The 12854-nt window shown below is 70.6% G+C and carries 7 protein-coding genes; all 7 read right to left on the bottom strand.

Annotated elements, in window-relative coordinates; genetic code table 11:
• Positions 1-24: 24 nt before the first annotated feature.
• Positions 25-561, bottom strand: a complete 537-nt coding sequence (locus tag ACFXGN_RS24835; protein ID WP_384863074.1) for a CinA family protein — start codon at positions 559-561, stop codon at positions 25-27.
• Positions 558-1229, bottom strand: coding sequence for a CDP-diacylglycerol--glycerol-3-phosphate 3-phosphatidyltransferase (gene pgsA / locus ACFXGN_RS24830; RefSeq protein ID WP_384863072.1), 672 nt, complete (start codon positions 1227-1229; stop codon positions 558-560). The genes ACFXGN_RS24835 and pgsA overlap by 4 nt, the downstream gene beginning before the upstream one ends.
• Positions 1226-2725, bottom strand: coding sequence for a 30S ribosomal protein S12 methylthiotransferase RimO (gene rimO, locus ACFXGN_RS24825; protein ID WP_384863069.1), 1500 nt, complete (start codon positions 2723-2725; stop codon positions 1226-1228). The genes pgsA and rimO overlap by 4 nt, the downstream gene beginning before the upstream one ends.
• 92 nt (positions 2726-2817) lie before the next feature.
• On the bottom strand, positions 2818-3648 hold the full coding sequence (locus ACFXGN_RS24820; RefSeq protein ID WP_384863067.1) for a helix-turn-helix domain-containing protein: 831 nt from the start codon (positions 3646-3648) through the stop codon (positions 2818-2820).
• A 343-nt stretch (positions 3649-3991) separates the two neighbouring features.
• Complete coding sequence (locus ACFXGN_RS24815; RefSeq protein WP_384863063.1) at positions 3992-6811, bottom strand: DNA translocase FtsK; 2820 nt, start codon at positions 6809-6811, stop codon at positions 3992-3994.
• 125 nt (positions 6812-6936) lie between these two features.
• Positions 6937-7608, bottom strand: coding sequence for a two-component system response regulator (locus ACFXGN_RS24810; RefSeq protein ID WP_030694290.1), 672 nt, complete (start codon positions 7606-7608; stop codon positions 6937-6939).
• 317 nt (positions 7609-7925) lie between these two features.
• A partial coding sequence (locus ACFXGN_RS24805) for a HAMP domain-containing protein (protein ID WP_384863060.1) occupies positions 7926-12854 on the bottom strand: 4929 nt, incomplete at its 5' end.

The following is a 12854-nucleotide window of genomic DNA, read 5'->3' as shown; positions in this document are numbered from 1 at the left end:
TGCGGGGAGCGATGTCGTGTTCACTCAGGGCTGCAAACATCCATTCTCCCCGTCGTGTTCCGTATCCTGTGCCCGCGCATTCGCCGGGAGTTCCCCACGGAGCAGCTCCAGCACGCTCCGTACGCTCTCTCTACGGATTTCCGCGCGGTCGCCGTTCAATCGCAGAGCGGCCACTTTCCCGGCGCGGGCGTCCGTCGCGGCGGGTCCGGCGACGGCCACGTAGACGGTTCCGACGGGCTGTCCGTCCTGGAGGTCGGGGCCCGCGACCCCGGTCGTCGCGATCCCCCAGTCGGCGCCGAGCCGGTCCCGCACACCCGCCGCCATCTGCAGCGCGACCTCGGGGTCGACCGCTCCGCGCGCCGCGAGGAGGTCCGGGTCGACGCCGAGCAGCTCGTGCTTGAGGGGCGTGGCGTAGGCGGTGACGGAGCCCCGGAAGACGGCGGAGGCGCCGGGCACCGAGGTGAGTTCGGCGGCCACCAGACCACCCGTGAGCGACTCCGCCACGGCCAGCGTGTGACCACGCTCCGCGAGCAGCGCCAGCACCCGGGCGGCCTCGGTCACCGTGCCGCCGTCTCCGGCCGGTTCGCCCGCTCGGCGGCGAGCCCCTCACGGCGCAGCACGACGGCCTGCCGGACGTAGTCCAGGCCCGTGACGACCGTCAGGACGACGGCCAGCGCCATCACCCAGAAGCGCAGGGTGGCCAGGGGCCCGGTGAGCACCAGCACGTACATGCCGACGGCCGTGCCCTGGGCCAGCGTCTTCATCTTGCCGCCGCGGCTGGCGGGGATGACCGCGTGCCGGATCACCCAGAAGCGCATCAGGGTGATCCCCAGTTCCCGCGCCAGGACGACCCCGGTGACCCACCAGGGCAGGTCCCCGAGCATCGAGAGCGAGATGAGCCCGGCCGCCATGATCGCCTTGTCGGCGATCGGGTCGGCGATCTTACCGAAGTCGGTGACCAGGTTGTAGGTACGGGCCAGGTGCCCGTCGAAGATGTCCGTGATCATGGCGACGGCGAACGCGGCCCAGGCCCAGGCGCGCCAGACCGGGTCGTGACCGCCGTCCTGGAGCAGCAGCAGCACGAAGCCCGGTACGAGGACGAGCCGGATCATGGTCAGGATGTTGGCGATGTTCCACAGACTGGCCTGGTTGACGGCCGCCGTGCCCAGCTTGCCTCGGGGCGTCGGCCTTCCGGTCCCGCCCGTCGCGGATGCCGGGACTCCGGTCATCTGCCCGCCTCCTCGAAAAGACACTCGGCCACCAGGTCGACACCCTCCGTGCCGACGACCTTCGCCCTGACCATACGGCCCGGGGCCAGGTCGGGGCTCGCGCCGTCGGCCGTGGTGAGCAGGACCTGTCCGTCGGTCTCGGGCGCCTGGTGGGCGGCGCGGCCGATCACACCGTCCTCGTCGTCCACGGATTCGACCATCACTTCCAGCATCTCGCCGATGCGCTCCTCCGCGCGCTGCGCGGTGAGCTCCTCGGCGAGCCGGGAGAGGTGGGCGAGCCGTGCGTCGACGACGTCCTGGTCGAGCTTGTGCTCGTACGTGGCGGCTTCGGTGCCGTCCTCGTCGGAGTAGCCGAAGACGCCGATGGCGTCGAGGCGGGCGTGGGTGACGAAGCGTTCCAGCTCGGCGAAGTCCGCCTCGGTCTCGCCGGGGAAGCCGACGATGAAGTTGGAGCGGGCACCGGCGGTCGGGGCCTTGGAGCGGATGGTCTCCAGGAGCTCCAGGAAGCGGTCGGTGTCGCCGAAGCGGCGCATGGCCCGCAGCACGTCGGGGGCGCTGTGCTGGAAGGAGAGGTCGAAGTAGGGCGCGACCTTCTCGGTGGAGGTGAGGACGTCGATCAGGCCGGGGCGCATCTCGGCGGGCTGGAGGTAGCTGACGCGGACGCGCTCGATGCCGTCCACGGCCGCCAGCTCGGGCAGCAGGCTCTCCAGGAGGCGGATGTCGCCGAGGTCCTTGCCGTACGAGGTGTTGTTCTCGGAGACCAGCATGACCTCCTTGACGCCCTGCTCGGCGAGCCAGCGCGTCTCGTTCAGCACGTCGGAGGGACGGCGCGAGACGAAGGAGCCCCGGAAGGAGGGGATGGCGCAGAAGGAGCAGCGGCGGTCGCAGCCGGAGGCCAGCTTCACGGAGGCGACGGGGCTGGTGTCGAGGCGGCGGCGGAGCGGGGCCCGGGGCCCGGAGGCGGGCGCGAGCCCGTCGGGCAGGTCGCTCGGTACGTCCTCGGGGGCTTCGGGGGCCGCCACGGTGCCGTGGCCCGGCAGGGCCACCGCGGCGGCGGCCTGCTGCCGCTCGACGGGCGACAGGGGCAGCAGCTTGCGCCGGTCGCGGGGGGTGTGGGCCTCGACGCTGCCACCGTTGAGGATGGTCTGGAGGCGGTTGGAGATGTCGGCGTAGTCGTCGAAGCCGAGGACGCCGTCGGCCTCCGGGAGGGCCTCGGCGAGTTCCTTGCCGTACCGCTCGGCCATGCAGCCGACGGCGACCACGGCCTGGGTCTTGCCGTGGTCCTTCAGATCATTGGCTTCGAGCAGGGCGTCGACGGAGTCCTTCTTGGCGGCTTCGACGAACCCACAGGTGTTGACGACGGCGACATCCGCGTCCTCGGCGTTCTCGACGAGCTCCCAGCCGTCCGCTGCCAAGCGGCCTGCGAGCTCCTCCGAGTCCACCTCGTTACGGGCGCAGCCAAGAGTGACAAGGGCGACGGTACGGCGTTCGGGCATGGACTCAAGACTACTTCGTCCCGGCCGTTCCCCCGTCGCGCAGGGTTCACCTGAGCGACGGGGGTCACATCCGGCGCCGTTTCCGGCGGGGCTCAGCCGGCCTCGGGGTCGCCCTTGGTGTAGGTCAGCCGCTCCACCTGACCGGATTCGAACTTGTCCGCGAGCTTCTTGCCGTTCACGTAGAGCTCGATCGCTCCGGCGTTGCCGAGGACGAGGTCGACGCGCTCGTCGTCCTGGAAGGTCTTGGACTCGCCCTTGAGGAGGAGCCCGTCGAAGAGCACCTTGCCGTCGTGGCCCTTGGCCGAGATCCAGCTCTTGTCGTCGAGGGCGGAGAGCTTGACCGTGACCTTGTCCTGGGGGACGGCGGCGATGGCGCTCTCGGTGGGCTTCGGGGCGACGGGCTTGACCGGCTTGGGCTTGGCGGCGGAGGTGGCCTTGTCGGGGGCGGGCGCCGGGCCGCCCTCGGCGGCGGTGGTGGCGCCCTTCGTGTCGTCGTTCCCGTTGAACATCGTGAAGCCGACGAAGCCGACGACGGCGACGATGGCCGCGACCATCGCGGCGGTCCAGTTGGGCCGCCGGGGCTCGGGGCGGATGCGTTCCGCCTCGAAGAGCGGGGCGGCGGGGGTGGGCGCGGGGCGGCCTCCGTGCTCGGCGTCGTACTGCTCGATCAGCGGTGCCGGATCGAGACCGACGGCGCGCGCGAGGGTACGGATGTGCCCACGGGCGTAGACGTCGCCGCCGCAGCGCGAGAAGTCGTCCTCCTCGATCGCGTGCACGATCGGAATCCGGACACGGGTGGAGGCACTGACCTCTTCGACGGTGAGACCGGCGGCGATGCGGGTCTGCTGGAGAGCGCGACCGATCGAGTCCCGGTCGTCTGCCGGGAAGGTCCGGTCGTCTTCGGGGGAGTTGCCGATGGACACGAGAGCGCCTTTCGAGCGTGTAGCCACCTGCTGGACGTTCAGTCTATGGGTGGTACGAAAGGGTGGGGCAACCGGGCGGGTGCTGTTTGTACGCCATGAGGCTGGGACATCCTGCTGTCCCTCCGTCCAACTTGACGTACGGCCAGGGGAAACGGTTGCCCGCCGTTCCCTTACGAGTGAGTCTCGGCCCGGTCCCGACCGGGTACCCCGCCCGGTGGGCACCACACCCGCCCCACCCGCCACGCCACCCCGTCTTCACGCCCCCCGCACCCGCTGCCCACGCACCCACGCACACCGACGTCCCCGCGCGCCCCGGCGTCCCCGCACCCTCGCGGCCCCGCCCTCACGCCCCCGACTCGCCTCGGATCACGGCGAGCACCCCGTCCAGCTCGTCGGGCTTCACGAGCACGTCCCGCGCCTTCGATCCCTCGCTCGGCCCGACGATGTTCCGCGACTCCATCAGGTCCATCAGCCGGCCCGCCTTGGCGAAGCCGACGCGCAGCTTGCGCTGGAGCATCGACGTGGAGCCGAACTGGGTGGAGACGACGAGTTCCGCCGCCTGGCACAGCAGGTCGAGGTCGTCGCCGATGTCCTCGTCGATCTCCTTCTTCTGCCGGGTGCCGACGGTGACGTCCTCCCGGAAGACCGGGGTCATCTGGTCCTTGCAGTGCTGCACGACGGCCGCGACCTCGTGCTCGGTGACGAAGGCGCCCTGGAGGCGGACGGGCTTGTTGGCGCCCATCGGCAGGAACAGTCCGTCACCCTTTCCGATGAGCTTCTCGGCGCCGGGCTGGTCGAGGATGACCCGGCTGTCGGCGAGCGAGGAGGTCGCGAAGGCCAGCCGGGACGGCACGTTGGCCTTGATGAGACCGGTGACGACGTCCACGGACGGCCGCTGTGTGGCGAGGACCAGATGGATTCCGGCGGCGCGCGCGAGCTGGGTGATGCGGACGATCGAGTCCTCGACGTCCCGGGGCGCGACCATCATCAGGTCGGCCAGCTCGTCGACGATGACCAGCAGGTACGGATAGGGGTTGAGCTCGCGCTCGCTGCCCTCCGGCAGTTTGATCTTGCCGTCCCGGATGGCCTGGTTGAAGTCGTCGATGTGCCGGAAGCCGAAGGCCGCCAGGTCGTCGTAGCGGAGGTCCATCTCCTTCACCACCCACTGGAGGGCCTCGGCGGCCCGCTTGGGGTTGGTGATGATCGGGGTGATCAGGTGCGGGATGCCCTCGTACGCGGTGAGCTCGACCCGCTTGGGGTCGACGAGGACCATCCGGACGTCCTCGGGGGTCGCCCTTATCATGATCGAGGTGATCAGGCAGTTGATGCACGAGGACTTTCCGGAGCCGGTGGCCCCGGCGACCAGGACGTGCGGCATCTTCGCCAGGTTGGCCATCTCGTAGCCGCCCTCGACGTTCTTGCCGAGCGCCACCAGCATCGGGTGGTCGTCCTCGGCGGCGGCGGCGAGCCGCAGCACGTCACCGAGGTTCACCATCTCGCGGTCGCTGTTCGGGATCTCGATGCCGACCGCGGACTTGCCGGGGATCGGTGAGATGATCCGGACGTCCGGGGAGGCCACCGCGTAGGCGATGTTCTTCGTCAGGGCGGTGATCTTCTCGACCTTCACGGCGGGCCCGAGCTCGACCTCGTACCGCGTGACCGTCGGCCCCCGGGTGAAACCGGTGACGGCGGCGTCCACCTTGAACTCGGTGAAGACGTTGGAGAGCGCGTCCACCACGGCGTCGTTGGCGGCGCTGCGCGTCTTGCCGGGCCCGCCCCGCTCCAGCAGGTCCAGCGACGGCAGCGCGTAGGTGATGTCCCCGGCCAGTTGGAGCTGCTCCGCCCGGGGCGGCAGATCCGTCGGCTCGGGAGCGGGCTTGGTCAGATCCGGTACGCCTCCGCCGGGCCGCTGGTCACTCCCACGAGCAGGCGGCACGGGCGCACCTCCGACCCCCGTTCCCCCCCGCCCCCGCCCACCCCCGGCGGCGGCCTGCGCGGCGGCCTTCCGGTCGGCGGTGACGTCCCTGGTCAGATCGGCGACGATCGGGGACGGCGGCATCCCGTTGAGGACCGCGCCGTCGAGCGCGGCGGCGGCCGCCGCCGCGATGTCCACCGGGTCCGGGCCGTCGTCGAAGGCGGGCCGCTCGGCCGGACGCCGGGCCGCGCCCTTGCGCCGCTCCAGCATCTCCTCCTCGGCCCGGTCCACGTCGTACGGCTCGGCGGGGCCGCGCCGCCGCACCGGACCGGCCGCGCGGGGCCCCGAACGGGCCTCGCGCCAGTCCTCGTCGTACCCCTCGTGCCCCTCGTACCCCTCGGCCCGCACCGGGTCGTACGCGGGTTCGACGATGCCGAGCCGGGCGCCGAGGGCGCGCAGTCGCTGCGGGATCGCGTTGACCGGGGTGGCGGTGACCACCAGCAGCCCGAAGACCGTGAGCAGCACCAGCATCGGTACGGCGAGGACCTCGCCCATCATGAAGACCAGCGGCTGGGAAGCGGCCCAGCCGATCAGCCCGCCCGCGTCCTGCATGGCGGCGCTGCCGTCGCCGCGCCCCGGCGAGCCGCACGCGATGTGGACCTGGCCGAGGACACCGATGACGAGGGCGGAGAGGCCGATGCTGATCCTCCCGTTGGCCTCCGGCTTCTCCGGATAGAGGACCAGCCGTACGCCGATCGCGCCGAGCAGCAGCGGGACGAGCAGGTCGAGCCGGCCGAAGGCGCCGGTGACCAGCATCTCGACGAGGTCGCCGACCGGACCCCGCAGATTGGACCAGGTACCGGCGGCGACGATCAGCGCGAGCCCGAGGAGGAGCAGCGCGAGACCGTCCTTGCGGTGGGCCGGATCGAGGCCCTTGGCGCCCCGCCCCATCCCCCGCAGCATCGCCCCCACGCCGTGCGCGACCCCCAGCCACGCGCCCCGCGCGAGCCGGTACACGCCCCCGGTCGGGGACGGCGCGGGCCGGGCCGGGGCCCTCTTCGCCGCGGTCTTCCGCGCGGGCGCGCGCTTGGCGGGCGCGGCCTTCTTCGCGGGCGCCTTCTTCGCGGGCGGCTTGGCGGGGGACTTCGCGGGGGCCGCTTTCTTCGCGGCGCCCGCCGTACGGCCGGCGCGCGGCTTGGCGGTGCCCGCCGTGCCCTGGGAACCCTTGCCGGACGTACGTGAAGCCATGGTGCCGAGGTTACCGGTGTGAGCAGCCGCTGTCCGCCTCACCCGAACGTGTCGCCCCGCCGGGGCACGAAGGTGACGCCGTCCCGCCCCGGACGACGGCCGTCAGAACCGGCCGTGACGGTACGTCAGCCCTGGGCGGGCAGCGTCGGCGCGGCTCCCGTGCCCGGTTCGAGCGCGTCCAGGGCGCGGCGCAGTCCGGTCAGCTTCCGCTCCAGGTGCGCGGCGGTGGCGACCGCGGCGGCGTCGGCGGAGTCGTCGTCGAGCTGCTTGGACAGCGCCTCCGCCTGCTCCTCGACGGCCGCGAGCCGGGCGGAGAGTTCGGCGAGGAGCCCGGCGGACTCCTTGCCGTGACCGCCCTCGCCGCCCTCCAACTGGAGCCGCAGCAGAGCCGCCTGCTCCCGCAGCTTGCAGTTCTTCATGTACAGCTCGACGAAGACGGAGACCTTGGCGCGCAGCACCCACGGGTCGAACGGCTTCGAGATGTAGTCGACCGCGCCGGCCGCGTATCCCCGGAAGGTGTGGTGGGGACCGTGGTTGATGGCGGTGAGGAAGATGATCGGGATGTCGCGGGTCCGCTCACGCCGCTTGATGTGCGCGGCGGTCTCGAAACCGTCCATCCCCGGCATCTGGACGTCCAGCAGGATGACCGCGAAGTCGTCCGTCAACAGCGCCTTGAGCGCTTCCTCCCCTGACGATGCCCGCACCAGCGTCTGATCGAGCGCGGAGAGAATGGCCTCCAGCGCCAGCAGATTCTCCGGCCGGTCATCGACCAGGAGGATCTTGGCCTTCTGCACCATGCCCCGTCCTCCTCGCCCCGGCAACGGCTCTCCCCGGCTCCCCGAACCGGGGGTGGCACCGGGCGCCGCCCCAGGGGACGACTCTCTGACGCCGTCCGTCCTTGTGCCGGTCATCGTAGCCGCACCCCGCCCGTCGCCACACCCTGTCACCGCGATGTCACTGCGCACGTACCTGAAACGCGGTGGGAGATCAGAAGGTTCCCCGTGCGCGGCCTTCTCACACCCTTCTCACCGAAGCCGTCCGACGGCCTCCCCGGGTGCGTGCGGGGGCCCGTGGCGCGCGGTGTCCTCCCCTCGCCACGGGCCCCCGCACGGGGTCACTCGCCCCGCATCCACTGCTCCATCACGGACAGCAGGTAGTCGGACTCCACCGGCTTCGTCACATAGTCCGAGGCGCCCGACTCGATCGCCTTCTCCCGGTCGCCCTTCATCGCCTTCGCCGTGAGCGCGATGATCGGCAGCCCCGCGAACTGCGGCATCCGCCGGATCGCGGTCGTCGTCGCGTACCCGTCCATCTCCGGCATCATGATGTCCATCAGGACCAGCGCCACGTCGTCGTGCTGCTCCAGGACCTCGATGCCCTCCCGGCCGTTCTCCGCGTAGAGCACCGCGAGCCCGTGCTGCTCCAGGACGCTGGTGAGCGCGAACACGTTGCGGATGTCGTCGTCGACGATGAGCACCCGCTCGCCCGAGAAGCCGTAGCCCCGGCGCTTCTCGGGCTCCGGCTCCCGCTCCGCCCGCTCCCGCGCCTCCGCCCGGCCGGACCCCTGCGGCACGACGGTGCCCGCCCCGGTCGCCTCCGCCGCGGCCTTCCGCCGGTGCCGGAACAGCGCCCCGGCGCCCGACCGGTCCTCCGAGCGCCCGGACGGCGGCGGGAAGTACGGGAACGACTGGAGGCCCGCCGCCCCGCCGCCCTGCGGCTCGTCGGCGTCCTGCGCCCCCTGCCCGTGACCGGGCGACGGGGACTCGATCGGACTCAGCGGCAGATACAGCGTGAACGTCGAACCGCGGCCCGTCTCGCTCGCCGCGTAGATCTCACCGCCGAGCAGCCGAGCGATCTCCCGGCTGATCGAGAGCCCCAGACCCGTACCGCCGTACTTCCGGCTGGTCGTCCCGTCCGCCTGCTTGAACGCCTCGAAGATGACCCGCATCTTGCTCGCGGCGATCCCGATTCCGGTGTCGGTGACCGAGAACGCGATCAGATCGGCCTCCGGATCGCGCAGCGAACCGGCCTCCAGGAGCTGTTCGCGGATCGACTGCGGCACGTCCGCCCCGGCCGGCCGGATGACCAGCTCCACCGCGCCCGTGTCGGTGAACTTCACCGCGTTGGACAGCAGGTTGCGCAGCACCTGGAGCAGCCGCTGCTCGTCGGTGTGGAGCGTGGCGGGCAGCTCGGGCGAGACCCGCACCGAGAAGTCCAGGCCCTTCTCCGCCGTGAGCGGCCGGAACGTGGCCTCCACGTAGTCGACGAGCTGGACGAGCGCGATCCGGGTCGGCGACACGTCCATCTTGCCCGCCTCCACCTTGGACAGGTCGAGGATGTCGTTGATCAGCTGGAGCAGGTCGGAACCGGCGCCGTGGATGGTCTCGGCGAACTCGACCTGCTTCGGCGTCAGATTGGTCTCGGCGTTGTCCGCGAGCAACTTGGCCAGGATCAGAAGCGAGTTGAGCGGGGTGCGCAGCTCGTGCGACATGTTCGCCAGGAACTCGGACTTGTACCGCATGGAGACGGCGAGCTGTTCGGCCCGCTCCTCCAGCACCTGCCGCGCCTCCTCGATCTCGGTGTTCTTCACCTCGATGTCACGGTTCTGCCGGGCCAGCAGCTCGGCCTTCTCCTCCAGTTCGGCGTTGGAGCCCTGGAGCTCCTTCTGCCGGTGCTCCAGCTCCGCCGACCGCTCCTTGAGCTGCTCGGTGAGCCGCTGCGACTGCTGGAGCAGCACCTCGGTCTTGGTGTTGACGCTGATCGTGTTGACGGTCGTCGCGATCAGCTCGGCCAGCTGGTTGAGGAAGTCCCGCTGGATCTGGGTGAACGGCTGGAAGGACGCCAGCTCGATCACCCCGAGGACCTTGCCCTCGAAGAGCACCGGCAGCACGATCACGTGCGCGGGAGCCGCCTCGCCGAGCCCCGAGGAGATCTTCAGATACCCCGGCGGCACATTGACCTGGATGGTCCGCTTCTCCTCGGCGGCCGTACCGATGAGGGTCTCGCCCGGCCGGAACGAGGTCGGCATGGAACCGGTGGAGTACCCGTAACTCCCGCGCATCCGCAGCTCGTACGAGCCGTCGCCCTCACCGACGAGTTCCGCGTCGCTGTGCGCGGAACCGGTCGGCATCGCCACGAAGAACGCCCCGTGCTGCGCCGACACCACCGGCGTCAGCTCGCTCATGATGAGCGAGGCCACGTCGTCCAGGTCCCGGCGGCCCTGCATGAGACCGGAGATACGGGCCAGGTTGCCCTTCAGCCAGTCCTGCTCCTCGTTGGCGAGGGTGGTGTCGCGCAGGTTGGTGATCATCGTGTTGATGTTGTCCTGGAGGGCCTGGATCTCGCCCGCCGCGTCGACCCCGTTGATCTTCAGGTTGAGGTCGCCCCGGGTGACCGCCGTGGCGACCGCCGCGATGGCCCGCACCTGACGGGTCAGGTTCCCGGCCATCTCGTTGACGGACTCGGTCAGATCGCTCCAGGTGCCGTCCACGTCCCGCACGTGCGCCTGACCGCCGAGGATGCCCTCGACGCCCACCTCACGGGCCACCCGGGTGACCTCCTCGGCGAAGTTCGACAGCTGGTCGACCATCGTGTTGATGGTGTTCTTCAGCTCCTCGATCTCACCGCGCGCGTCGATGTCGATCTTCTTGGTGAGGTCGCCCTTGGCGATGGCGGTGGTCACGGCGGCGATCTGCCGCACCTGACCGGTCAGGTTGGACGCCATCGAGTTCACCGACTCGGTGAGGTCCTTCCAGGTGCCCGCGACGCCCGGGACCCTCGCCTGGCCGCCGAGTTCGCCCTCGGTGCCCACCTCGCGGGCGACCCGGGTCACCTCGTCCGCGAACGACGACAGGGTCGTCACCATCGTGTTGACGGTCTCGGCCAGCTCGGCGACCTCGCCGCGCGCCTCCACCGTCACCTTCTTCGTCAGGTCGCCGTTGGCCACCGCCGCCGAGACCCGGGCGATGTTCCGCACCTGGCTCGTCAGGTTGTTGGCCATCAGGTTGACGTTGTCGCTGAGGTCCTTCCAGGTGCCGGTGACCCCGCGCACCCGCGCCTGACCGCCCAGGATGCCTTCCGTGCCCACCTCGCGGGCCACCCGCGTGACCTCGTCCGCGAAGTTCGACAGCTGGTCGACCATCGTGTTCACGGTCGTCACCAGTTCCAGGATCTCGCCCCGGGCGTCGACCGTGATCTTCTTCGACAGGTCGCCCTTGGCGACCGCCGTCGTCACCTCGGCGATCTGCCGCACCTGGATGGTGAGGTTGTTCGCCATGAAGTTCACCGACTGGGTCAGGTCCTTCCAGGTGCCGGAGACCCCCTGCACCTCGGCCTGACCGCCGAGCATCCCCTCGGTGCCCACCTCACGGGCCACCCGGGTCACCTGCTCGGCGAAGTTCGACAGCTGGTCCACCATCGTGTTGAGGGTGTTCTTCAGCTCCAGGATCTCGCCGCGCGCGTCCACGTCGATCTTCTGCGACAGATCGCCGCGCGCGACCGCCGTGGCGACCTGCGCGATGTTGCGGACCTGGGTGGTCAGGTTCCCGGCCATGCCGTTCACCGAGTCCGTCAGATCGCGCCACACCCCGGCCACGCCCGGCACCTGCGCCTGACCGCCGAGGCGTCCGTCGGTGCCCACCTCACGGGCCACCCGCGTCACCTGGTCGGCGAAGGCGGAGAGCTGGTCGACCATCGTGTTGATGGTGTTCTTCAGCTCCAGGATCTCGCCGCGCGCGTCCACGTCGATCTTCTGCGACAGATCACCGCGCGCCACGGCCGTCGTCACCTGGGCGATCTGCCGCACCTGCGAGGTCAGGTTCCCCGCCATGAAGTTGACCGAGTCGGTGAGCTCCCGCCAGCGCCCGGAGACGCCGTCCACCCGTGCCTGCCCGCCCAGCCTGCCCTCGGTGCCCACGTCCCGCGCCATCCTGGTGACCTGGTCCGCGAACGACGACAGCTGCGACACCATGGTGTTCACGGTGTTCTTGAGTTCCAGCATCTCCCCGGCCACGTCCACCGTGACCTTCTGCGACAGATCGCCGTTCGCGACCGCCGTGGTCACCAGGGCGATGTCCCGCACCTGGTTGGTCAGGTTCCGGAAGGCCGTGTTCACCGAGTCGGTGAGGTCCTTCCACGTCCCCGCCGCCCCGGGCACCTCCGCCTGCCCCCCGAGCAGACCCTCGACACCGACCTCCCGGGCCACCCGGGTCACCTCCGAACCGAAGGCGGACAGCTGGTCCACCATCGTGTTCACGGTGTTCTTCAGTTCCAGCATCTCCCCGGCCACGTCCACCGTGACCTTCTGCGACAGATCACCACTGGCCACGGCCGTCGTCACCTGGGCGATGTCCCGCACCTGCGTGGTGATGTTCCGGAAGACGGTGTTGACCGAGTCGGTCAGGTCCTTCCACGTCCCCGCCGCGCCCGGCACCTGCGCCTGACCGCCGAGCAGCCCCTGCGCGCCGACCTCGCCCGACACCCGGGTCACCTCGTCGGCGAAGATCCGCAGCGTCTTCGTCATCTGGTTGATGGTGTCCGCGAGCTGCGCGATCTCCCCGCGCGCCGACACCCGCACCTTCTGCGACAGATCGCCGTTGGCGACCGCCGTCGTCACCAGGGCGATGTCCCGCACCTGGTTGGTCAGGTTCCCGGCCATGGTGTTGACCGAGTCCGTGAGGTCCTTCCAGACCCCGGACACCCCTGCCACCTCCGCCTGACCGCCCAGTTCGCCCTCCGTGCCCACCTCGCGGGCCACCCGGGTCACCTCGGAGGAGAACGACGACAGCTGGTCCACCATCCGGTTGACGGTGTTCTTCAGCTCCAGCATCTCCCCGGCCACGTTCGCCGTGACCTTCTGGGACAGATCGCCGTTGGCGACCGCCGTCGTCACCAGGGCGATGTCCCGCACCTGCGCCGTCAGCCGGTTCGCCATCGTGTTGACCGAGTCCGTGAGGTCCTTCCACGAACCGGACACCCCCCGCACGTGCGCCTGCCCGCCCAGCTTTCCGTCGGTACCCACCTCGACGGCGACCCGGGTCACCGC

Source organism: Streptomyces sp. NPDC059247 (assembly GCF_042754005.1).
Lineage (GTDB): Bacteria > Actinomycetota > Actinomycetes > Streptomycetales > Streptomycetaceae > Streptomyces.
This window is presented reverse-complemented; position numbering and strand designations above follow the sequence as displayed.